Annotated in this window: 18 protein-coding genes; 5 read left to right on the top strand and 13 right to left on the bottom strand. The window is 67.8% G+C overall.

Annotation, left to right across the window (positions count from 1 at the left end; translation table 11 throughout):
- Positions 1-56: 56 nt before the first annotated feature.
- The 4 genes from V5E28_RS40385 (at position 57) to V5E28_RS40370 (ending at position 5,214) form a co-directional block, all read left to right on the top strand.
- A complete protein-coding gene (locus V5E28_RS40385) occupies positions 57-2,429 on the top strand; it encodes a type IV secretory system conjugative DNA transfer family protein (protein ID WP_336215073.1) in 2,373 nt (790 codons plus the stop codon).
- A 15-nt stretch (positions 2,430-2,444) separates the two neighbouring features.
- Positions 2,445-3,320 (top strand): replication-relaxation family protein, encoded by an 876-nt coding sequence (locus V5E28_RS40380; RefSeq protein ID WP_336215071.1) that lies wholly within the window; start codon positions 2,445-2,447, stop codon positions 3,318-3,320.
- Entirely contained in the window at positions 3,317-4,255 is a 939-nt protein-coding gene (locus V5E28_RS40375; RefSeq protein ID WP_336215069.1) for a C40 family peptidase, read from the top strand. The genes V5E28_RS40380 and V5E28_RS40375 overlap by 4 nt, the downstream gene beginning before the upstream one ends.
- 80 nt (positions 4,256-4,335) lie before the next feature.
- Entirely contained in the window at positions 4,336-5,214 is an 879-nt protein-coding gene (locus V5E28_RS40370) for a hypothetical protein (protein ID WP_336215067.1), read from the top strand.
- Positions 5,215-5,329: 115 nt separating this feature from the next.
- Here the strand turns inward: V5E28_RS40370 and V5E28_RS40365 are convergent, their stop codons facing one another.
- From V5E28_RS40365 to V5E28_RS40335, 7 genes are all read right to left on the bottom strand, one after another.
- Entirely contained in the window at positions 5,330-5,692 is a 363-nt protein-coding gene (locus V5E28_RS40365) for a ParB N-terminal domain-containing protein (protein WP_336215065.1), read from the bottom strand.
- On the bottom strand, positions 5,689-6,117 hold the full coding sequence (locus V5E28_RS40360) for a hypothetical protein (RefSeq protein WP_336215063.1): 429 nt from the start codon (positions 6,115-6,117) through the stop codon (positions 5,689-5,691). Before V5E28_RS40360 ends, V5E28_RS40365 begins: the two co-directional genes overlap by 4 nt.
- A gap of 38 nt (positions 6,118-6,155) precedes the next feature.
- Positions 6,156-6,656, bottom strand: a complete 501-nt coding sequence (locus V5E28_RS40355; RefSeq protein ID WP_336215062.1) for a hypothetical protein — start codon at positions 6,654-6,656, stop codon at positions 6,156-6,158.
- Positions 6,657-6,683: 27 nt separating this feature from the next.
- Complete coding sequence (locus V5E28_RS40350; protein ID WP_336215060.1) at positions 6,684-7,055, bottom strand: hypothetical protein; 372 nt, start codon at positions 7,053-7,055, stop codon at positions 6,684-6,686.
- A gap of 62 nt (positions 7,056-7,117) precedes the next feature.
- Positions 7,118-8,122 (bottom strand): DUF932 domain-containing protein, encoded by a 1,005-nt coding sequence (locus V5E28_RS40345; protein WP_336215058.1) that lies wholly within the window; start codon positions 8,120-8,122, stop codon positions 7,118-7,120.
- Positions 8,123-8,209: 87 nt separating this feature from the next.
- The gene (locus V5E28_RS40340) at positions 8,210-9,259 is read right to left on the bottom strand and encodes a MarR family transcriptional regulator (protein ID WP_336215057.1); all 1,050 of its coding nucleotides are present in this window, start codon (positions 9,257-9,259) and stop codon (positions 8,210-8,212) included.
- 1,530 nt (positions 9,260-10,789) lie between these two features.
- Positions 10,790-11,581: an ATP-binding protein gene (locus V5E28_RS40335; RefSeq protein ID WP_336215056.1), complete on the bottom strand. Its 792-nt coding sequence runs from the start codon at positions 11,579-11,581 to the stop codon at positions 10,790-10,792.
- Between the two features lie 273 nt (positions 11,582-11,854).
- Between V5E28_RS40335 and V5E28_RS40330 the strand changes: the two genes are divergently transcribed.
- Entirely contained in the window at positions 11,855-12,241 is a 387-nt protein-coding gene (locus V5E28_RS40330; protein WP_336215055.1) for a hypothetical protein, read from the top strand.
- 30 nt (positions 12,242-12,271) lie between these two features.
- On the opposite strand, the gene V5E28_RS40325 is transcribed toward V5E28_RS40330, so the two are convergent.
- The 6 genes from V5E28_RS40325 to V5E28_RS40300 form a co-directional block, all read right to left on the bottom strand.
- On the bottom strand, positions 12,272-13,372 hold the full coding sequence (locus V5E28_RS40325; protein WP_336215053.1) for an AfsR/SARP family transcriptional regulator: 1,101 nt from the start codon (positions 13,370-13,372) through the stop codon (positions 12,272-12,274).
- Between the two features lie 1,037 nt (positions 13,373-14,409).
- Positions 14,410-15,525, bottom strand: coding sequence for a hypothetical protein (locus V5E28_RS40320; protein WP_336215052.1), 1,116 nt, complete (start codon positions 15,523-15,525; stop codon positions 14,410-14,412).
- Between the two features lies 1 nt (position 15,526).
- Complete coding sequence (gene fxlM, locus V5E28_RS40315; protein ID WP_336215051.1) at positions 15,527-17,776, bottom strand: methyltransferase, FxLD system; 2,250 nt, start codon at positions 17,774-17,776, stop codon at positions 15,527-15,529.
- Between the two features lie 24 nt (positions 17,777-17,800).
- A complete protein-coding gene (locus V5E28_RS40310; protein WP_336215050.1) occupies positions 17,801-19,057 on the bottom strand; it encodes a lanthionine synthetase C family protein in 1,257 nt (418 codons plus the stop codon).
- The gene (locus tag V5E28_RS40305) at positions 19,054-22,152 is read right to left on the bottom strand and encodes a lantibiotic dehydratase (protein ID WP_336215049.1); all 3,099 of its coding nucleotides are present in this window, start codon (positions 22,150-22,152) and stop codon (positions 19,054-19,056) included. Before V5E28_RS40305 ends, V5E28_RS40310 begins: the two co-directional genes overlap by 4 nt.
- Positions 22,153-22,219: 67 nt before the next feature.
- Complete coding sequence (locus tag V5E28_RS40300) at positions 22,220-22,393, bottom strand: FxLD family lanthipeptide (RefSeq protein WP_336215048.1); 174 nt, start codon at positions 22,391-22,393, stop codon at positions 22,220-22,222.
- Between the last annotated feature and the right edge of the window lie 83 nt (positions 22,394-22,476).

Genomic DNA, 22,476 nt, shown 5'->3' with positions numbered 1-22,476 from the left:
TCGAAGAACGCGACATAGAGGCATTTCTCGCGTTCTTCCGAAACTTGCCCACCCGGTTGCCTGACCTGTTGATCGGCTACGGGCCACGCATCGCCATCTCCCTGCTCGTGCTTTTCTCGGCGGTGGCGCTGGTACGCCGCCTGCTCGGCTGGATTCGCCATGCGGAACTGGAGCCGGGTGCCCGCTTGATCGAGATCTCCTCTCCACCGGTGAGCGAGCCGGCGGGAGCAGTCGTGCTCTGGAGCCAGCTCATCGGGCTGCTCCGGCCCGTCTGGAAACGCTTCTTCGCCGGCCAACCGCACCTCGTGTGGGAGTACCTCGGCGACGACTCCGGCGTGCGGATCCGGCTCTGGGTTCCCGGCACCATCCCGCCCGGCATGGTGGAGAAGGCCATCCGAGCGGCCTGGCCTGGCGCGACGACCACCAGCGAGCTCGCATCCTGCCCGCTGTCTCCTGCTGCGCAGCTGGCAGGCGGACGGCTCATGCTCGGACAGGCCGAGCACTACCCCCTCAGGACCGACCACTCCAATGATCCGGTCCGATCCCTGCTGACCGCCATGAGCGAGCTTCGCGACGGAGAACAAGCTCTCGTACAGATCCTGGCGCGGCCCACCACCGGCAAGCGCCTGCGCCGGGCACACCGTGCGGCGGCGGCCCTGCGCGGTGCGAAGACCAGCAGCCCGGTCGGTCAGCTCTTCGACGAGCTCGCGCCCACATCGGGGCGCCACCGGTTCGGTGATCTCGCTCGTGCCTTCCCCGAACGCGCCGAGCAAGTCCGCGCCATCCTCGCCAAGGCGAACCAACCGCGCTATCAGGTCGCCATTCGCTACGCCGTCGCGAGCAGCCAGGACAACGACTCCGTACGCGCGCGGCTCCGAGGCCAGGCGCATACCCTGGCCGGCGTCTTCGCCTTGTTCACCTCAGGTCACCAGTACCTGCGCCGAGCACGCCTGATCCGCGTGGCGAAAGTGACCGGCTCGCGCCGTCTGGACACCGGGTATCTCCTGTCGGTCGCCGAGTTGGCCTCGCTCGCCCACCTGCCCTGGGACATCGATGCCCCCGGCATCACCCGCGCCGGGGCGCGCCCTGTAGCCCCGTCACCGGCCGTCCCACGCGATCAGGCGCATGGACCGGCCCGGACATTGGGGGACAGCGACAGCGGCCACACGCGGCCCGTCGCGCTACCGGTCGCCGACGCCCGCCATCACACCCACATCCTCGGCGGCACCGGCGTCGGCAAATCCACCCTCCTGGCCAACCTGGTGCTCGCCGACGCTCACGCCGGCCGAGGCGCCCTGGTCATCGACCCCAAAGGTGATCTCATCACCGACATCCTCGCCCGTCTGCCCGAACGGGTGATCGGCAAGACCGTGGTGTTCGATCCGCAGGACCGAGGTCGTCCCCCTGCGATCAATGTGCTCGCCGGGCATGATCCGGCGTTCGCGGTCGACTCGATCGTCACCATCTTCCACCGCTGCTTCTCCTCCGCCTGGGGACCGCGGGTGGATGACCTTCTCCGCTCCACCTGCCTGACCCTCACCAGGGTGCTCGGGGCGCGGGCCACCCTCGCCGAAGTCCCCCGGCTTCTGACCGACTCGGCCTTCCGCGCCCGCATCACCGCCCGGCTCGACGATGAGCTGCTGGCCGGCTTCTGGGAGTCGTACCAAGCCCTCACTCCCGCAGGCCAGGCCACGGCCATCGGTCCCGTCATGAACAAGCTGCGCGCTGTCCTGCTCCGCCCGTTCATCCGGCACGCCCTCGCCAACCCTGTGACCACGGTCCCGATAGAGCAGCTTCTCGGCGAGGGTGGCCTGGTCCTCGCCCGTCTCCCCAAGGGGATCCTGGGGGACGACGCGGCCAGGTTGTTCGGCTCGATCCTGCTCGCGCACACCTGGCAGGCCGCCACCCGTCGAGCCAACGTCGCCGAGGCCAAGCGGCCGGACGCCTCCCTGGTGATCGACGAATGCCACAACTTCCTCAACCTGCCCGGCCACATCAACGACGTGCTGGCCGAGGCACGCGGCTACCGCCTCTCGCTGGTCCTCGCTCATCAGCACCTCGATCAGCTCCCCGCCGACCTGCGCGAAGCCCTCTCGGCTGACGCCCGCAACAAGATCTACTTCGCGGCCTCGCCCAAAGACGCGAATGACCTCAAGCACCACACCGCGCCGCTGATCACGCCTTACGACCTCACCCACCTCGGCGCCTACCAAGCCGCCGCGCGGCTCGTCGTCGACGGTCAGCAAACCCACGCCTTCACCTTGCGCACCCGCCCTCTGCCACCGATTGTCCAAGGTCGCGAACAGGCCATCCGCGACGCCTCTCGTGAGCGTTTCAGCCCTGCTCCGACCCTCCCGAGAACCGGGATCACTCGAAGGCAGCGCACGAGCGCCGCCCCTGATCCGCGAGCCACGCCACCTGCGAACTAACGGAGGAGATCGCTCATGTCCGCGAACCGCATCACCTTGGGCCAACCTCGTCTCAACGCCAACCAGGTCGCCGAGATCGTCGCCCGCTTCACACCACGTGACTACGACATCCTCAGCCACCTGCACGAGCACCGCGTTCTGACCACACACCAGATCGAGAAAATCTTTTTCACCCTGCCGCAGCCCACCCGCCGCCGTATGGGCGTTCTGTTGGGCCTCAACGCCGTCGCCCGGTTCCGGCCCTGGACCCCGCACGGCGGTTCCACTCCCAGTCATTGGGTGCTGGGCCGTGCCGGAGCCGCCGTCCTGGCCCTTCGCCAGGACATCACCGTCAAGGAGCTCGGCTACCACCCCGACACCACCCTGGCCATCTCCATGTCCAGCAAGCTCGGCCACCAGCTCGGCGTCAACGACTTCTTCGCGCAGCTCCACCACCACGCCCGCCGAGCTACCGGAGCCCAGGTGAAGGAGTGGTGGTCCGAGCGACGCTGCGCCAAGCTCTGGGGAGACCTGGCCAAGCCCGACGCCTACGGCCGATGGGCCGAGAACGGCCGGGAGATCGACTTCTTCCTCGAACACGACACCGGCAGCGAGACCCGCTCCAAGGTCGCCGCCAAGCTCACCGACTACGCCAACCTCACTGACGCCACCGGCATCACTACACCGCTGTTGCTCTGGCTGCCCAGCCACGCTCGCGAATCCAACTTGCGCCAACTGATCTCCAGCAGTGACCTACCGGTCGCCACCGCCGTCCATACCAGCCTGGGCGACGGCCCTGCCGGAGCTGTCTGGCTGCCGCTCGGTGCGGAGCAGCCCAGGCTTCGTCTGGCCGAACTCGTCAAGGCCTGGCCGCACCTCATCGCCCCACGGAACGAAGCAGAGATGAGGTGAAGTACGCCGCGGCCGGCGCCGCTCTCCTCCTGCTCTTCCTCGTCGTCGTCATCGCAGCAGTTGTCACCGTCTTCACCGGGCCGGGGAGTCCGGCGGGCTCTGGCTGCCTGACCACGGCACCGAGCAGAACCACGGACAGCGGCCCGGCCGAGGGCCTGGATCACGAGCAGAGCGGCAACGCCGCGCTCATCATCCAGACCGGCATGGATCTCGGCCTCCCCGCTCGCGCCACCGTGATCGCCATAGCAACCGCTCTACAGGAATCCCAGCTCCGCAACCTTCCTTACGGCCACCTCGACAGCCTCGGGCTGTTCCAGCAGCGCCCCTCCCAAGGCTGGGGAACCTCGGGGCAGATTCTCGATCCCGCCTACGCCTCCCGTCAGTTCTACAACCGGCTTGCCGCGATCCCCCGCTGGGAACGACTCCCACTCACTCAAGCCGCACAGGCCGTGCAACGATCGGCCAGGCCGAACGCCTACGCCGTGTGGGAACCGCTGGCCCAGCGCACCGTGGACGCGTTCACGGGGGCCTGCGTGATGCCGATCCCGGGTGAGCAGGCAGCAGCCGCCATCGCCTACGCGCACGCCCAGCTCGGCAAACCATATGTCTGGGGAGCCGAAGGGCCCGGCTCTTTCGACTGCTCCGGACTGACCATGCGCGCGTACCAGGCGGCAGGCATCAACATCCCACGCGTAGCCGCCGACCAATGGCGGCACGGGCCACCGATCCCCGCCGGAGGCGAACAGCCTGGCGACCTCGTCTTCTTCCGGATGACGGCGAACGGTCCAGGGCATGTAGGGCTCGTCATCGCGGAGGGCCAGATGATCCACGCACCCAACCAGCACGACGTCGTCAAGATCGACACTTACCGGAGAGCCGACCTGGTCGGTTTCACCCGCCCGGCTGGTCGCCCTCCTCAAGCGGCTTTTCGGTGAACCAATAGTCACGCTGAGGTATGTAGCCGATACTCTCCGGGAAGATCCCCGATACGGCGCGAAGACGAAGGAGGACCCGCGTGGAGGTGCAGACGCCCTACCGGGTGACGATCCCGCACTCCTTGAACGGTCCCCTGGAGATCTGTGCGGACAACTCCGTGGTGCGCATGGCAGTGGTCGAACGCGCCTGTGCTGCTCGGCTGCCCGACATCTGGGACACAACCGGCGTCTACCTGCTCCTGGACCATCTCGACGCCGCCGGGAAGTGGGGCGCGTACGTGGGGAAGGCCGCCCCCGGGACCTTGCGCAAGCGGCTCGGCAATCACCTGCGCGCCCGCGATCACTGGTATCGGGCTCTGCTGATCCGACGCGACACCGAAAGCCCTTTTCACACGAGCCAAGTGGGATGGCTCGAAGGCCGCCTGTACGACATCCTCGCCGAGGCGGAGCTCGTACGGCTGCGGAACGGCAACCGCCCGCAAGACCACACCATGCACGTCGACGACCAAGCCAGCATGCTGGGCTACCTTCCGCCGATCCTCGGCGCGCTACACCTCATCGGCCACAACCTCACCCCTCCGGTTGCGACCAGACGCTCGCCCAGAAGCAGGACAACCGGCTCGCTTCCTCCGTATGCGCTGGACACGCCAGAGCGGACTACTCGACGTACGAAGAAGCACAGCGAGGTGTCCCTGGCGGATCTCATGGAGCAGGGCATGATCCAGCCCGGGGCCGAACTCGTTTCCGTCTCTCGCCTGCATCCGGCCAAGGCGAAGCTCACCGCTGATGCGCGGATCGAGTATGAGGGGATCGCGTACAGCAAGCCGTCCAGCGCGGGGCATGCGGTGACGGGGTACAGCGTGAACGGTTGGACGTTCTGGGAGGTCGAGACGCCTCGCGGTCCGCGCTTGCTGTCGGCGCTGCGCCAAGAGCTTGAAAGACGCCAGGCCTCGTCGTGATCGTTCAGCCGAGAAGGCGGCGCTCAGCGGAAGGGACCGGTGGTGCAGGAGGTGCGCCCCGGTCTCACGCAGTCTGTGCGTGACCGGGGCACACCACCTACTCCACCGGGCCTGACTACGGCCGGAGTCCGCGCTCCTCGCCTCCGTGGATCCGGCAGGCAAGTTCCTCCTCGGGCGTCAGTACGATCACCGGCAGCTTCTCGACTCCTGCGGTGAGGGCTTTGTGGATGCGGTGCCAGCCGTCGATGATCAGCCATCCGGCGTCTGGAATCGGTACCGCGATCAGCGGCTCGGCAAGGTCCACGGTCGCCGCGTACTCGTGATCGATCCGAATCAGGAACAGCATGCCCGCCCAGTTGGCTGGATCAAGGCTCCCTTCGGGCTCGCGGTCGGCCGTGTGCTGCTTGGCTGCGGTGACGTTCCACTTCCAGGCCAGCATCTGGAACGTCTCGATCTGAGAAGCGTCCGGTGTGCTCACTTGGCCTCCTCCGTCCCGGCCGGCTTCTTGGACTGCTCGGCGGAGAAGGCGAGGAACTCGCGTGCGGCGGCTCTCTTGATGTACGCCTGCGCACGCTCGAGATGCGCCAGAGCGATCTGCTTATCCCAGGTGGCGTCACCGCGAGCCGAGGTGACGGGGAGGTTCTCGGTGAGGTAGCAGCCGATCCAGAAGGTGAACTTGGCCGTGACACGGGTGATGTCGAGGCCGTCCTCATCACCGTGCCGGGCGATCATGCTCCACCAGCTGTGCAGGATGCGCGCGTGCAGTCCGTCGTACAGGTTCTCGACGGTCAACCGCTCGCCTCGGCTGAGCCGGGCTGCCAGGTCGGTGGCTTGAGCGTGTGCTCGCCGCACCTGTTCGGCCACCGCCTCCGTCATCTGGAGGCGGTCTTCGGGGGTGCTCATGGTGGGGCTGTCCTTTCGTGAATCGTCGGGAGCGGTGGTCATGAGATCGGGGCCTTGGCCGTGTCCAGCCGCGTGGTGTGCTCGGCGAGCATCTCGCCCGTGTCGGAGAGGAACTGGCGGGCTGCGGCTCGGGAGGCGTGGGCGAGGGCGTGGTCGAACAGGGTGCCGGGCGCGGTGGCGGCGGGTTCGCCGGTCAGGTAGTACCGCGCCCACGAGCGCACCCGGCGCAACGCGTGGTCAGCGTTCAGGTGATGCGTGCCGATCTGCTCAGTCACCTGCTCCCACCAGGTGCGCAGGGTCTGGGTGAAGGCGGCGTCGTACAGAGGCTCGCTCTTCAGGCGCAGGCCGCGCTGGAGCAGGCAGGCCACTTCGGCAGCAGCCGCGACGGCGGCGTGCTGCGCGGCCACGAGTTGCTCCCGCGTCCGCTGATCGATCACGGTGAGCGGATCCGCCTCAATGCTCGGCGAGGAGTCGGGCGATGGGACGACTGGCGCGTGTGGCACCGCGACGTCCTCTCGCGGGTTGTCCGGGATGGTCATCGGGGGCATTCCTTCCGGGGGCGGGAGTCAGGACTTGAGGGCGTCGGCGAGTGGCCGGGTGGCGCTGAGGAACTCCTGGGCGGCCTGCCGGTATGCCTGGGCCATGGCCTGGGAGAACAGATCGCCGTAACAGACGGGCTGTGCGTTGATGAGCCGCTGTTCGGCCCGGTGGCGGATGCGCATGACGGCCTCGCCGCCGTCGAGGTCCTCGCCGTTGATGAGGTCCATGACCTGCTGCCACCAGCCGTAGAGGGACTGGGCGACGGCCAGACGAGCGAGGTCCGATGCCGTGATGTCGCGGTCGGCGTCAGCGGCGTTGGCGAGCCGGTCGGCCGCCTCGACTCGTTGCCGTGAAGCCTCGGTGTGGTGGGTGATGGCGAGGGTTTCGAGTTGTCCCATGGCGATCTCCTTCCAGGTCCCGGTACGGCCCCTCGGCGTGGGCCGTACCGGGACAGACGGGTTCAGGCGGAGGCGAGGAGCTTGAACGCCCGGGTCTTGATCTTGGAGCTCTCGTGGTCGGTGAGCAGGGCGCGCTCGGCGCGCACGATCGCGGCGTCACGCGCGCCGATCACCGGGCTGCGGTGGTCGAGCCGCTCGGTGACGGCGTTGTACGCGGCCCAGCGGGTGTTCCGGATCGGCTCCTGGGTGGGGGCAGTGGTGAACAGCCACTCCAGCTCCCGCATCGCGAGCGCGTGATTCTTGCGGGTGAGCTCCTTAGCGTTGGGGTCCATCGGGTGCAATACGGCGGTGAACTGGCGGAACTCCTTGACGTCCATCGGGGTGGCGAGGAGCTTCTCGGCCTCTTCGGCGAAGGCTTCGCCGTGTCGCCAGGTCAGCTTGAGCGCCTCGCGGGCCTCAGCGATCCGCCCGGCGATGTGGCCGGTGTGGCGGACCTTGAACATCGAGGCGTGGTTGCGCAGCGCGGCACGTTCGGTGTTGGCGCACACCACCCGGACCGGGGTGGCAACCGTGGTGAACGCGCCCCAGCCGTCATGCCGGGAGAAGGCCGCCAGATACAGGTCGAGCCGGTCGTGTCCGCCCACCATGAGCGGTTCGGGCAGGCGCATGGTGACGAAGACGCGCCGTCCGCCGTTCAGCGAGCCGCCGGTGTCGAAGATCGCGCCGGACTCGTCGACGAGGGTCTGCAGGAAGTCGGCGACCTCCTCGTTCTGCACGATCTTGTAATCCTTGCCGACCATGCCGAGCCGTTCCGGCTGGCCGGTTACCGGGTTGGTGCGGACGATCAGGAAGTCCTCGTCGGAGGTGACGAGCTGGCCGGTGTCGGGGTCGGTGACCGCCCCGACGGCCACCTTGCGGACGTTCCATCGGGCGAGCTGGGCGTTGGTGAGCAGTTCCTCGGCGGTCATCGGGCCGGGGGCGGTGTAGCCGAGCCGGTGCCAGCCGGGCTTCCCGGCTGCGGCGAATCCGGCCGAACCGTTGGCGAAGATCTCGATCTCGTGCGCCATGACAAGTGCCTCCTTGGCAGGTGGTGAATGGTGATGAGGGGGGTTGGGCTGGGGCGGGCCGCGCCACGTAGCGGCCCGCCCGCGCTGTCACGCGTCGGCGCTCGGGGCCTCGGCGAGGCTGAACCGGCGGGGGCGCTCGCAGGTCAGCTCCGCCTGACCGAGGCTGACGAGCCGGTCCAGGGCGTTGGCGACCGCGCCGGACGAGGAGTCCAGCACCCGCCCGATCTCGTACGGGGTGAAGTCCTTACCGGGGTGCTCGGCCAGGTGGTTCAAGACCCGGTCGCGCAGGCCGCTCGGCCGGGCCGTGGCCCCGGATCCGGCGCTACGGGCCGGTGCGGTCCGGCCCGTGGCCAAGCGGGTCGGGGTGGTGCCGGTGAGGACCGCGCGGGCGTTGCGGTGGGCCTGCGGGGCCTTGGCCATGGCCATTTCCAACCGGCCCAACGCCAAGACCGCGTCCCCGTCGGCCTCCATCGCAGCCGCCGCTCCGAGGAACAGATCGGCCAGCTCCAGCAGTTCCCGGCGCGCCTGCGCGCGCTCGAAGTCCTCCGGTACGGACACCGGCTCGGCGTCCGACTCGCTCGCGCTCTCCTCGCCGGAGTCCATTGCGGGGCTCGCGTCAGGCGTCGTCGGGGTGCGCGCGTCATCTGTCTCGCCCTGGATTTCCAGCGGCTCGTCGGGGACCTCGCTCTCCGGCTCCGTCGCGTTCACCGGCTCGGGGCTGTCAGCGGGCGTTTCCGGGGTGACCGGGTCCGGGTCTCCGGCGAGGGCGGTCTCGGCAGCGTCGTGAAGATCTGCGCCATCCGTGGCGGTCGTGGGGGCGTCGATCGCGTACCACTGGTCCGGGGTCCGGCCCTTGGTCTGTCCGTCCTGACCGCCCGGTGTGCGCCTGGCACGGCCGTCCGCTTCGAGCTGGTTGAGGATCTTGCCAGCCGCCACTCGGCTCATGTCGGCCGCCGCTCCGATCGTGGTGGCCGAGCTCCCGGGGTTGGCCACCAACGCCCGCCACACCGCCTCCTGACGGGGGTTCAGTTCGGTGGTGGCGTCGTCGGTGGCGTTCCCCGTGTCGGACGCGAGCGGGTCCGACAGGTCGTTGAGCGTGCTTTCCGTGGCGGGAATCTCCGGCGCGTGAATAGTCATTGGTAAGGCCCCTTTCCTTTCGGGTTCCGGCGCGTTCCCGGCCGGTCCGTATTTCGTTTGGAGCTCGACGATGTCTCTCGTCGTTGGCTATTGCAAGCCGTGCCGAAAATTTCTCCGTAACCGCAACGGCTGGAAAGGCTTACCTGTGCAGATCTGCCCTCGGCCTGCTAAAACGCTTGACTTGTAGCACGAGATCAAGTCGTACGGCTTCGACCGAATTTCATCTTGAAGTCGCAAGACAGTTCAATAGCGAAGGCGAGCTTCTATATGCCAAGAGTCGCTTTTCGGGCCATGGGAGAAGGCGGCAAATGACATCGCGCAAGGGGCTCGAAGTTCTCATATGGGCGAGCCGAGCACTTCTCGTAGTCGGAGCGAGGAAGCAGTTCACGGAACTGGGCGACCGTCTCCCGGACCAATGCGGCATATCCGGCACTGGTCTGGGTCAACGGACGAGGTTCTGCTCATAACCCCCAGTTCAGTGGCGGGGAGCCGGCGGCCGGCCCAGCCGCGCACTTGGCAGGCCAACCAAGCGAAAAGGGAAAGTAACGAGCGAAGGGCAAGCACAACGAGAAACGAATAGAGCCGCATGAGAACGGGCCTGCACATATTCGCGTGTCGCCCTTAGGCGAGTCGGGGTGCGCAACGCATCGTACGAAAACCGTCTGACGTGCAAAGACGCCCGTCGCCGGACAGCTCTTCTCAGCCGAAACACCGGCCGCGACATGAGCAACACCACCGACCTCAACGACGAGTGGCAGCAATTTCTACCCCAGCGCTCACCGAACGCCACTCCCCCGGCAGGGGAATCACCAAATTCCGCACGGCCTTCACGCCGCAGACCTTTGACTAGAGGAGTGGCATAGGTTGCGCCTCGCGCGTGCCTATCCGCCACCACTTGCGCACCGTCACCGGGAATCGACCCCCACCTGCATGCCAGGTGTCAAGGCCGTCACACCCATCCGCGTCAGTTTCCCGGCAAGGCCTTGGACCGCCTACGCCTTCGGCGCCGTGACGGCTCGCGCCGCTCAAGTCTGTCTCGGCCAGTTGGAGAATCGGCCGGATCAGCATGACGCTCCGGCTGAGACCGAGCACTTCGGCGACCTGACCACGGCCAACGCAGCGGCCACCAGGACGCCCTCTCCACCGGATCAGCGACAACGGCCCACGTTCCCGTCCTGGTACGCCGAGCGGGCAAGGCCCCCGGCACGGATCGAGCGGCCATCACCGTGGCCCTCAGCCCCACCACCGCCGCACCGTCCATCCCTGAACCGGTCGCCCGCGCCATCACCGGCACCCGGTTCGTCGCCTCGCCGCACGTGGGAACGGCACTTGGAGCTGACATCAGCAGGAGTGCTGTGCGCAACTTCCCCGGCCCGGACTTACTGATCATGGCCTTCTTGCCACGTACGGCGATCCACCGGTGATGCACCACAAGAAAGGCCCAGTCCGGCCACTGCCGCCGCAACTCCTGTAGCTCCCGCTGTGCCCAGAGCTCCTGCCCGAACGCGGACCCCTGGTCCGCCACCTGCCTCACCAGACCTCCCGCCAGCCCCTCGGAGGGTCCAGGACAATTGCCTCCTCCCACGCACGGGCAGATATGGAACTCGCCAGCACATCCACAGCAGGAGAATTCGTCGGCAGCTCATCGGAGATCGGCCAGGTGGAGGCGCCGCCCGCGTCATCGTTACGAGACGGCTCGGACAGCACGACCTCTCCCGGCTCTGGCATTGACGACTCACCGGACAAGGCAAACTCCGCCCAGACGGCGTGCCCGGTGATCGCATCGCCCGCGATTCCCACCCGGACCGCCAACTCGGCCACCCCAGCCAGCCCACGCCCGTCCTCGGCCTGAGTGGGAACCGCCCGCCGTGCCGCCTCCTGCGCACGGTCGAAATCCGGCACCGAACGCCCACCCAGGTCGTAGACCACCACCCGTACGCTGTGCAGACCGCGCAGCACCTCCACCACGAAGAAGCCCCGCACCACCCCCGAGCGCGTGTGCCGCAGCGCGTTGCTGATCAGCTCGGTCACCACCCATGCAGCGTCATCCGCACAAGCGGTGTCGGACAGAAGCTGATGAACCAGATGACGAGCCGGAGCGACTTGGTCCCCACGACCAGCGAAGGCCCGCCGCCACGCCATCCCACCCCACTCCCGGTGTGACCGCACGCATCCCGTCACCAGACCCGGCGCAAGCTCCGGAAACCGGTCCGCCTGCCCTCCCGTGAACACGACCTCGTCCTCGTGCCCAGGCCCGGTGCCGTCCCTGTGCGCTTGCTCCTGCTGACGCTGCTTTCCGTACTGGCTCTCGTGCTGGTTCACCGCTGGCCACCGTTCGTGACGCATCCCGGCTTACCCGGAAGCGGCCAGCACCGTCCCCCACCTCTTTGCCCGAATCACATCCCCAACCTGTACGTCGCCATCCCCCGCCAAACCCCCACCGCGACCTGCGAAATCGTCATCCGCCCGGACATGGACCACCCCGCCAAGGGCCAAACGATCACCCCAAGCAGCTTGAGCCCCTTGCCGCAGCCGCCCTACCGTCCATCCACCCCCTACAGGGTGGCCACCGATCACCGAGAAGGACGTGACAGCGTGTCTGGCAAGGGCTATCAGGACCTCCTCGACTGCCGACGCCGCGGCAGACTTCTACGTGAGCACGGCTTCACGATCGACCAGATCGCGGTCGTCATCAGTCTCGACTACCCCGTCGCCCCGCTACGGCTCTACCGCTATGCCGCCGGACTCACCGCAGCCGAAGTCGTCGCGGCCTACGCCAGGCTTGAAGCCACAGCGGGTGCCACCCTTCGCGAGGCACGCCTGTACGACTACGAGCTAGCGGGAGGCCGACGCCCATCCGCTTTCACCTTGATCATGCTGGCCCGCATCTACGGCACCCAGCCCAGCCGACTCCTCACCGCCGAGGCCCTGGCCACGTACCCCATCCACGACCAGTACGCCATCCGACACCCAGACGAGTGAGACCACCAGCAGGATCTCGGCTTCTCCCACCTACGCGATGAACCTCTCGTACGTCCGCCGCGCCTCGCTGCTCGGTCGCGCATCGATCTCTGCCAACCGCTCGGTCAACTGCTCATACGACCGGCGCACCGCTGGTACGCGTCCCAACTCCCCCTGAATCGTCATGATCAGGCACCACAGCAACTCGCTGTACGCATCGATGCGGTCCACCGCCAGACGCAGAACATCCAGCGCCCTGTCCGGATCGCTCTTCCTTTCCAGCTCGGCCAGCCGCTCCGCGGCGTTGACCGCCTGCCTCTGAGCCGCCTGACGAAGCGGCAGACACCACAGATCATCACGCTGCGCGAGCAGCGGCCCCTGATACAAGCCCACCATCTCCCGCAGAGCAGAGAGCCGGACCGACTCCTCCGTCGCAGTACTGGCCTGGACATAGGCATCCTCGAACCGCCAGAAGTCCACATCGAAGTACGCCGCCGACAAGCGCCGCCGCTGTTCGGCCTTCACCACGAACCTCACGTCCGCCGACAGACCCGTCGCGGCCCGCATCACCCTGTTGATATCCCGGATCGCCGACTCCAGCCGGCGAGCGCTCCGCTCCCCGTCCTCCGGCCACAGCGTCTCAACCAGACTCTTGGACAGCACCCCGTCCTTCGATGTCGACAGCAACGCGAATAGGTCCCACGCCTCTGTCCGCCCGAACGACACGGCCTTACCCGCCAACGACAGCCGCACCGGTCCCAGCACCTCACCCTTCACTCGCCCTGGTCCGGCCACGAACGTGGACACCAGCAGGGTTGAGGCGGCCGTACCTGCGGCGGCCTGCTCAACCACCTTTTCGACACCGTTCTCGCCGAGCGGAGCAAGCGCCTTCTCATCAGCACCGGGCAAGACCGCATCACCGGATGGCGCCGAACCGGTCGGTTGCGGTGTCCCCGCCGCGATAATCCCTTCCTCGCTCCCGCTGGTACGGCCTTGGCCGGCGTCGCCTCCGGCCAGCAGGCCGTCAACCGCCACCGCAGGCCCCAGCCGTACACGACGCTGACGCATCACCACAGCGCTCATCGCCATGACCAGGAGCCCGAACAGCGACGCACCGACCAAAGGACCCGTCACCGAGCGCGTGTTGGCCACGTCCCCTTCCCTTTCCCGCTCGACAAGCGCCACCTGATCAGGCGCAGGGCTCGAACTACTGGCCGCAGACGGGACAGGTGACACCGACGGCGAGGGCTGCATGGGTCCGGTGGGCCTAACAGTCGGCTTCTTGTGCCGAGGCTTCCGTTCGCGGCCTCGTTTCGGCCTCGGACTCTCTGCCGGTTCCTCGGTAGCAACCGGGCGCGCCGGCCGCCTCGGCTCCTCAGCTGAGGGCCGCCTCCTCGGCTCCTCAGCAACTCGCCACCGCCGCGACTCCTCACGGACCTGAACCCAGCTCGGACGCTTCGATGGCCTGGCCGTGGGCATCGGGACCTTCGACTTCGTACGTGGCGTGACCGACGGCGTCGCCGAGCGGTGCCAATGCGACTGCTCCAGGTGTCCGACCAAATCGGGGAGCCGTCCCTGCCGGATATCCTGATTCACCAACGCACACCACTTGTCGATGTCGTACAGCTCATACGCTTGCTTCGACACCGGCGGACAATACGGCTCCGTATCAGCCATCGCCCCGGACTGGCCGAGCAGAAACGCGGAGACGACGATAGTTCCAATGCATGTGGATCGAACCAATGGCCCGAAATATCCACCTCTGCCTGCTGCTGGAAACCCCTCCCGAACCATCAGGCACCTCCGGGGGCGTTGTATATGCCACTTCCGATCTACCACCCCAGTCTTGCGATCTTGACTATGTGAATCAAATACAAAACACCAAAGCTTGATCTTAGGTGAAAATGTGATATCAAGCTGAACGGACGGACATCGCATATACACATAAATGGACAAGGCGACGGAACTTCAACGCGCCCATTCGGCACATGCGCCCGTGCTCCTTCCGCTCTCGATGCCGTTTTACGATCAACACCGGGATTCATGAGATGGCAGCAGCCCCTGCCGGGCTCGCCACGTTCCATCGAGGCGGGAGGCTCGCTGGAGGAGAGTGACGGTGGCCCTCATCGAGGCCGACTCCCCTCCGACACCGCCACATTGCGGAGCACGGGGCCTGCACGCCCTGGCCGTCAGCGAGGGCTGCCGCTGTATACCTGCTGTAGCCGTCTCTCAGCCATGGTGACCGAGGACATGAGATCCCTCAGGAGGTCGTGTGGCATTGAGCCGCCTCCGAGGCCGGACTCCTGGACCAGTGCTTCCAGCCCTTGCCGCTGCTTGACCGTCATCATCGGGCGAAGCTCTGGATGCGCGAGGACTTCTCGGCCGGCGTAGGCGTCGGACGCCGACTCGCCTACGACCGCCTGCCGTAAGCGCTGTAGGAGCGCACTGTCGTAGTAACCGGCGAGGTCGAGCGCCGTGATGCCGATGCGGGTGCGGAAGACCGTTGTCGAGGGGTCAGCGTGCTCGACGAGTTTGAGAGCGCGACGAATCATGGCCGCCAGATCCTCCTTCGTGTCGGCGTCGGCCGCGCGCTGGCAGTAAACGCGCAGAAGGCTGGCTACCGCCTCCTCCCAGGGTTCTGCGGTCATACTGTCCTGGACCATGGCTATGGCCTGATCCAGTTGGCCTCGGTCCGCCAGCGCCAAAATGGTGACCTGGCGGCCATCGAGTAGGCGGGTGCCGACGCCGCGGTTCTTGGCCGCGTGCTCGGCTGCTTCCTGCCAGCGTCCGGCCAAGGCCAGCGCGCGGGCGCCATCGGCCAGCAGCGCCGCCCACAGCAGCTTGGTCACCGTTTCGTGATCGCCGGGAGTTCCGGTCACCTCCCGCAGGCCGACTCGCCGACCGGCGATCTTGGCCTCCGTGCGGTTCAGAGCGGCGTAGAAGAGCTGGTGGAGGATCCGGTATGCGCCATCGCCATCACCTTCACGGATCAGCTGACGGGCGATGTTCAACACGGGCTGCAGGGCCAACTTCGCCGCCCACACGGGGAGGGAACCGGCCCAGGTGAACGCGTCGTACTGCCGCCAGCACAGCTCGCGGGCGAGCTCGGGTAGTGCACAGTCTGAAGCGATTAGCGCCGCCTTGTTGCACACCTCGCTGGCCCTGGTCACGCGCTCATGGTCGTCGAGCCGGGCCGATTCCTGAGCGATCTTCCGCAGCTCGGCGACGCGGGCCTGGAGGGTGAGGCCCGGAGGTCGCGAGCGAGAGACCAGCGGGAATCGGCGGGCTATCGCCTGCAGATCCATTTCAAGCCCAGTCGATCGCCAGTCGGATGTTGGGCTTGTCGATGATGAACTGGCCGGTCAGAGAGGTTCGGTGCTCGTCTCGGGCCATGCGGATCGTCGGCTTGGCGTCGCGGTAGTCGCGGTCCCACACGCGCAGGTGCTCGGCGACCTGATCTGCCAGCTCGCCGCCTCGGGGGCCATGGCCGATGAGGCCCCCTTCCCAGTAGGGGCCCTCCTCGTCATGTCCGGCGCGCAGGGTGAAGTAGGCGAGTGAGTCACCGTCTACGGCCGCCATCGCACCCCACGGGAACTGGGGCCGCAACAGCTCCGTCTCCAGTGCCGGGCCTCCCATGGGCATGCGAACGATGCCGCCCGGCAGTACGCAGGCCAGGTAAAGGTAGGTGAACTCCCACGGGTCACCCTTGCGGAAGATCGCCCCTGAGTAGACCTCGGTGGGTGGCTGCTTCAGGACGGTGGCCAGTGCGTCCGGGTCGGCGTTCTGGTCGCGGTGGGTGTGGAGGCTGACCTGGCGGTCATCGGTGAGGGGGAGGATGCGGCGGGTGTCGTCGGCGATGCCTCGTAGCGGCATAAAGGTGCACATCTCGTGGGAGACAGCGCGCCAGTGCTCGGGTCCCTCGCCGTGCTCGCGGACGAAGGCGATCGAGCGGGAGACGCCGCCGCTGATGCGTAGCGGTACGAGCAGCAGGCCGTCTGGGGCGAGCTGGTCGAGCCAGGCGGGAGGGATGTCGCCGGCGCCCACGGTTGCGATGATCCGCTGGTAGGGGGCTGTTTCCGGGTGGCCGAGCGCGCCATCCTTCAGAAGGGCGGTGACGTTGTGGACACCAGCGGCTTGGAGGTTCGCCTGAGTGTCCTGGATGAGGTCATCGTCCACATCCAGCGTGGTGACGTGCCCGTCCGGGCCGACCAAGTGGCCAATGAGGGCGGCGTTGTAGCCAGTCCCGGCACCTGCCTCCAGTACGTTGTCGCCAGGTTGGGCGTCGAATTGCTCCAGCATCATGGCGACGACAGTGGGCTGGGAGGCGGCGGAGATCGCCTCGCCGGTTCCTGCGTCGTGCTTGGTGTACAGCGCTGTGTCGGCATAGGCGTCCACGAGCGGCACACCGGGGACGAACTTGTGCCGCAGGACGGTGGTGACGGCGTCGGCGACATGCACCGAGCGGATCGTGCCGCGCTCGCGCAGACCGGTGACCAGCTGTGCGCGGAGCCGAGCGGCTTCTTCCTCAGAGATGGGGCTGCCCATCTGAGCGAGGCTAGTCTCGGCGTCGCTGGCGGCAGGGGTGGACACGGTCGGTTCGTGCATGATCACTTCTTTCGCGAGGTGGGAAAGGGCGGACTGCTGCTCGGCGGACAGCCCTGCCCGGTTGAAGGCGAAGATCAGGTGATGGGCGAGGACAGCGCGCAGTCCTCGCTGGAGTTGACCGGTGCGGGCGAGTCGGGCGAGGTCGCGACCTGCGGTCTCGAAAGCGGCCAGCCGGGCAGGCCAGCCTTCGCCGACTCGATGGACGGCAGGCGTGGCGGTCATCAGGCGGCGCATCGCGGTCAGCGCCTCGGCCAGCTGCGCGGTCGACGCCGATGGCGGTGGCGGGCGGTGTTTCGCGACCAAGGCCCAGACCGCGCCTTGTTCATACCAGTCCAGGCCCGCGGCCCGCAGGAGAGCGCTGGCCAGCAGGATCGCGAGTTCGCGAGGACCGGGTCCGCAGCGGTCGGTGGTGTGGCCGACAGCGGCCAAGGCGGCGCGGGAGTCGGCGCAGAACAGCGCGTGGGCCACGTCCATGGCTGCTGAGCCACCGAAGGCGTACTCTTCCGGCTCGTAAATCCCGCGTACCCATCCGCTGATCTGGTCATCGGCGGCCATGCCGTCCAAGACGGTGGCCAGGCTCTGTTCGGCTGTTTCATCGTTGGGGGTGACACGCAGTCGAAGACCGCCCTGTTTGTACAGGAAGTGGTAGCCGTTGATCACGCCGTCCCCCTCAGCTCTGGTCAGCTCGAGTGCGAGCCGGGCGAGCGCGACCAGCGAAAGCCCGTGGCGGGTGGGGCTCCGGTTCACGCCGGTGAGGGTGGCCTGCAGCCAGGCAGGCCGCTCGGCCATCCGTAGCAGCGCCGCATCGCCGGCGGTTCTGTACGCCTCAACCGCGTGACTGAGGTCGGGGTCGGCGAGCTGGAAGCGACCGGCGACGGCATCGGAGGGCTCCCCGGCCAGGACAGCGAGTACGGCCGGTCCAACGGTACGAAGATCAAGCTGCGAAGGCATGAATAGTGCTCCCGACGTGTGGGGTTAGACGACCAGCAGGGCGCGATCCCAGCCCGTGCTCGGCCGTACGGACAGAGCGTGCAGAGCCAGGGCGGTGCCCGCCTTGCCCTCCATCCAGCCCGGATCGCGCTGGCCGGTGAGGCGATGCGTGAGTGCCTCGATCAAGGGAGCGATCGTGCTGGTGAGCGGGTTCGGGGTGGACGAATCAGCGGCCATGAGCCCAGCGATGTGGATCACACCGGCGTGCCCATGGCACAGGGAGGTGTCTTCGATCAGGCGCAGTTGCTCGGGATCGCTCAAGGCCGCGGCGCCGGCGAGCTCAGCTTCTGCTTGGCGTCGTGGGTCGCCGAGTGCGAGCGCGGCCAGTTGCTGGGCGCGGGCCACGCCCAGGGTTCCGTAGCACCAGGAGGGGCGCCGGGGTTGCTCCTCGATCGCCCCTTTGACGTGCAGTTGCTGTCGGGTGATCCAGTACGGCCACCACGGGCCGACCCGCCTGTGGTGCTGCCACAGGTCTAGCCATGCCAGGATCCGCGCGATGGCGCTGGCGTGCCCGGTGACCGTGAATCCCCCGCGATGGGCGAGAGCGAGAACAGCCAGCACTCCAGCAATCCCGTGCGCCATGCCAGTGTTGGCGTGACCGCCTGGATACTCGGGAGAAATCGTGCCGTCGGGCCCCACGTCGCTCCACCAGCCGGGCAGCAGTTCGTCGCCGTCCGCAACGGGTTCGGTCAACGCCACCAGGTGGGCCAGCACCTTTTCGAGCGGGCCGGTGGCGGGATCGGCCCGGCAGAGCAGGAGGGCGCCGAGCCCAGCCAGGCCCCGGATGCCGTCGAACTCCGCCAGCGACGGCCGCTGCCGCCGGTTCAGGCGGTGCCGGGCTGCCTCCAGGCGGTGGTCGATGACGCGGTTGGTGGCCTTCTCCAGGGTGGGCAGGTTGTGCGTGGCCAGGCCAGGAAAGTGCGGGGCGGCGGCGTGCATGACGAACTCCACGGCGGGGGCTCCGTAGTAGAGCGCGGCGTTGGAGCCGATGCTGAGCTCGCCGGTGGTGACGAACCGCAGCCAGTGCTGCGCTTGGCTCTGAGGTCCGCGGCCTGTTGCCGCGCGCTCGATATGCAGCAGCGCGATGCCGGCGCCGCCGTGTGCGAGGGACTGTGGCCACCAGTTGGGCAGGTGGCCACCGAGGTGTGGCGGCACGGCGAGCTTATCGGCGAGGCGGTCCGCGATCTCTTCGGCGGTCGGGGAGAGCGCGGGCGGCGTGATGGCTGGGGCGGTGGGGGTCACGCTTCTCCTTCGGCGTGCAGGTAGGCGAGGGCGGCGGTGCGTGCCAGGCGCAAACTGGTGCGGTGATGGACGTCACCGACGCCCCTGGCGCGCACAGCGTGTGCGTGAAGGATCGCGGCGAGACTCGCGTCCAGGTCGCTGCCTGCGTCTTGGATTGCCGTTCGCCGGTAGGTGGCCAGTGCTTGGGCGCGTTCTCGCCATGCCTGCTGGGCGGCCGGCGTGGTGTCGAGCGCGGTGTGCAGGGCGGCGAAGTCGTCAGCCGGATCGGCCAAGCGGATCGATTCAGCGTGCACGGCGCGGGTCACTGGTGGCGGAGCGGGTTCCGGCCTGGCATGCTCGGCGAGCCAGTGCATCGCGCGGCTGGGCGTACCGAAGAATCCGGTGGCGAGTGCGGCGATGTTCGCCGCGCCGAGCACCGCCGCGTTCACCGAGTGAGGTGTGGTGAGCTGGGAGAGGACCACGCGAGAGTCGGTGTGGAACACGCGCTCCGCCGTCGCCAGCACCTCCCCGCTCCCCCACTGTCCGGTGTGTGGGGTGTAACCCGTCAGCTGAAGCTCGCGCAGCAGCCCTTGAGCGCGAAGCCCGTTCGCCCAGGAGCCGAGCGCCTCGGCGGCCGTCCCGAAGGCCGCTTCCTCGGGCAGCGTGATGTGCAGCCGTAGGCGCGGTTCCGGGGCGTTGATGCGGTCGAACCACCACAGCGCGCCGGAGACGAGGGATGCCATCAGTTCAGGTATGTGGAGGAGGACGTGGGTTTGTGCCTCCGGGTCGACCGACAGCTCGGTATCCAGGCATGGACGGGTTGCGGGCATGGTTCCGTGGCTTCGAGTGTGGATCAGGGCGGAGGCATGCACGTGCCGTGGCGGCGCGGGAGGTTGAGTGGAGATCAGCGGGACAACGAGGCTGTGGGCTCGCCCGTCGATCCATCCCAGGTCGCTGGGCTCGGGGGCTTCGATCAAGGTTGCTCGCCCGATCCGGTCCAGGTGGTCACGTAGCAGTTCGGCCGGACCATCCTGATCGAGGTCGAGGAGAAGGTGTTGGTCTCCTTCAGCGAGCAGGGCGCGCGAGGGAACGTACCGCCGCTCCCGCCACGCGTGCAGCGCCTGAATCCACTCGGGTAGGGGCGCTCGTGGGCCCGGCAGCTCCGTGCAGGCAAGCCTCCAGCGGGCGGGGATCATGACAATGCGGCCGTAGCGCAGCGCGGGCAGGAACGGCAGCACGCTGGCCGCACCCCAGTCGAACCCGGTGACCTGGGCGACGCCGGCGCGGGCGATCTCGGCCAGGAACCGGCCCAGCGGCGGAGTGTGTACGGCGGTCCGGTAATTCAAGGAGGTCGGTGCCAGCGTTTCGACTACGCAGCCGCGCGACAGCGAAGCGAGAAACAGCCGGTGATCCTCTCCGCAACCGACCGCCAGATCATCTGCCGGGATCGGGTGAGCGGCCTGGTCCGGGTATTCGCCCAAGCTGATGACCGACGACAGCATGCGAGGGGACCGCACCACGTGATCGGCCCGCAGGCGTTGCGGAGCGAACGACAACTGTGCGGTGGTGGCCTCGGCGGTGACGGTGGGCAGGTGCGTGAAGGCGGTGATCATCCGCGCCTGATCGTCCGGCTCCAGAAGGGGGATGAAGCGTCCGGTCATGGTGGCAGCGGCGCGGGAGACGCCGAGGACCCGCACGATGAACCTTCCCGTGGACAGAGCGTCGTGCGATTCGGCGAACACCTGGACGTTGAGCTCCAGATGGGGCGGCAACCGTACCTGCTGCCCGTTTGCGGCGGCCTGCAGATCGGTGATCATCGCGTCGGTCAGAGGGACCTCGGTGACGCGGTCGAGCGCAGCGCGTTGGGCCAGGGCGAGGAGATGCTCATCGCGCGGCGTGTGGGCCGGCGGAGGCTCGGGCGCAGAGGTGGAGTATCCGTTCGGGTAGCCCAGCCCGACGAGCGGATCCACGAGTTCGGCGACCGGGACCAGCGTTCCAGGCCCGTACCGACTCGCGAACCGTTCGACGTACTCACGCCAGGCCGGGCTCCCTTGCGGATAGGCGGCCAGGCGCGCCAGCGCCCCGGCCGCGATCTCCACTTCACGAGCGACCGCTTCCGGCAGCACAACTTGGCCATCCAGCCGTACGTCGACGGCCAGCGGTGCGCCGATCACCGGCGCAAGACCGCGCATCCTGTCGGCCACGACCGCGCGCCACGTCCGACTCGGGCCGGAGAACACCGGCGCCTTGCCTGCATCCTCCATATGTGCGTGGATTTCGTCCAACGCCTGCAATTGCGGCAGGGTGTCCACGCCGAGCGTGTCGAGCTGATCGAGAAGATATCCGAGCGGGTCGGGCACCGTTGCGGGTGCTCGCAAGGCGCTGATCAGTGCCCGCTGCTTCACCAGGTCGGCGAGCAGCGCGTGGGTCTTTTTCGGGGACGCGCCCTGGAACTCCGCCGTCAGTTTCGCGGCAAGATCTGCGAACCGCACCGGTGACGCCGCGGCGGCCAAGGCGAAGGTCACTGCGCGGGTCAGCCGCAGGCAGACCTCGGCCGGGGCTGAGCCGTCGGCTGCCGAAGCAGGAATGCGCAGCTGGTCGCCGACGACTCGGCCCAGGGTGTTGGTGACGACAGGAAGGCGGGGCAGCAGCACCGGGTCTTGCTCCAGGAGTGCGATCACCTCATCCAGCCAGCGGGCATCCGGCCGCAGCCGGCCGCGATGCTGCTGGCCGAACCGTACGTCGGGCACGGTCGCGAACCTGGCAGGGATAACGCCCGCGAACATGCCGTACGGGGTCGCGCGCGATCCGGCCCGTAGTACGTAGCGGGCGAGCGCGAGCGCCATCCGCCACGCCCGGCGCTCGTCCACTACCGCGCCGCCGACCACAGCCTCGATCCGGGAGGCAAGAGCCGGGCTCGCGACCTCAACGGAATCAGCGACCCGCGAGTCGGCCCAGGCCAGACGCAGCCATGCAGCCCACCGTTCAGCACCGGCCCTGGCCGAGTCCTGCGGCGTCGGCCAGAGCGGTAGCGCCGATTCACCCGGCTGCGTGGCGGCGCGCAGCAGCGCGGCCTCAACACGCCGGTACCCGTATCGGTTCTTGCCGGGTGGCATCACGGAGTCTTTCTGGTCATGGCGGCGGAGCGGATGTGATCGCAGACTCGGCCTGCGTCAGGGGCGGTTAGGCGCCGGAGGACGTGGTGCAGGCGCTCGGGCAGGTGGTGCCGCAGTTGTCGTCCGTCATGGCGATCACCGTGTTCGCGTTCGGCCCGTGTTCGATGAAGGTGATGTCCAATGTGAACAGGTCCTCGAGGTCCGCGCTGGAGCTCGTCAGGACCGGGGTCTGAGTGGTCATGATCTTCCTTTCTCATAGGGGTGGTTGGCTCCCGTGGCCTCGAACGTCTCCAGGCCACGAGCTTGGGGAGTGACGCGGGCCGG

It is taken from the genome of Nonomuraea sp. LPB2021202275-12-8 (assembly GCF_037044575.1).
In the GTDB taxonomy this organism is placed as follows: Bacteria; Actinomycetota; Actinomycetes; order Streptosporangiales; family Streptosporangiaceae; genus Nonomuraea.
The sequence above is the reverse complement of the archived record's forward strand: the minus strand, read 5'-3'. Positions and strand labels throughout refer to the sequence as shown.

Excerpts from the sequence above, each read along its gene's own strand:
- V5E28_RS40380 (WP_336215071.1), top strand. The coding sequence starts at position 2,445 with ATGTCCGCGAACCGCATCACCTTGGGCCAACCTCGTCTCAACGCCAAC.
- V5E28_RS40360 (WP_336215063.1), bottom strand. The coding sequence starts at position 6,117 with ATGAGCACCCCCGAAGACCGCCTCCAGATGACGGAGGCGGTGGCCGAA.
- V5E28_RS40355 (WP_336215062.1), bottom strand. The coding sequence starts at position 6,656 with ATGACCATCCCGGACAACCCGCGAGAGGACGTCGCGGTGCCACACGCG.
- V5E28_RS40350 (WP_336215060.1), bottom strand. The coding sequence starts at position 7,055 with ATGGGACAACTCGAAACCCTCGCCATCACCCACCACACCGAGGCTTCA.
- V5E28_RS40345 (WP_336215058.1), bottom strand. The coding sequence starts at position 8,122 with ATGGCGCACGAGATCGAGATCTTCGCCAACGGTTCGGCCGGATTCGCC.
- V5E28_RS40340 (WP_336215057.1), bottom strand. The coding sequence starts at position 9,259 with ATGACTATTCACGCGCCGGAGATTCCCGCCACGGAAAGCACGCTCAAC.
- V5E28_RS40320 (WP_336215052.1), bottom strand. The coding sequence starts at position 15,525 with ATGGATCTGCAGGCGATAGCCCGCCGATTCCCGCTGGTCTCTCGCTCG.
- fxlM (WP_336215051.1), bottom strand. The coding sequence starts at position 17,776 with ATGCCTTCGCAGCTTGATCTTCGTACCGTTGGACCGGCCGTACTCGCT.
- V5E28_RS40305 (WP_336215049.1), bottom strand. The coding sequence starts at position 22,152 with ATGCCACCCGGCAAGAACCGATACGGGTACCGGCGTGTTGAGGCCGCG.
- V5E28_RS40300 (WP_336215048.1), bottom strand. The coding sequence starts at position 22,393 with ATGACCACTCAGACCCCGGTCCTGACGAGCTCCAGCGCGGACCTCGAG.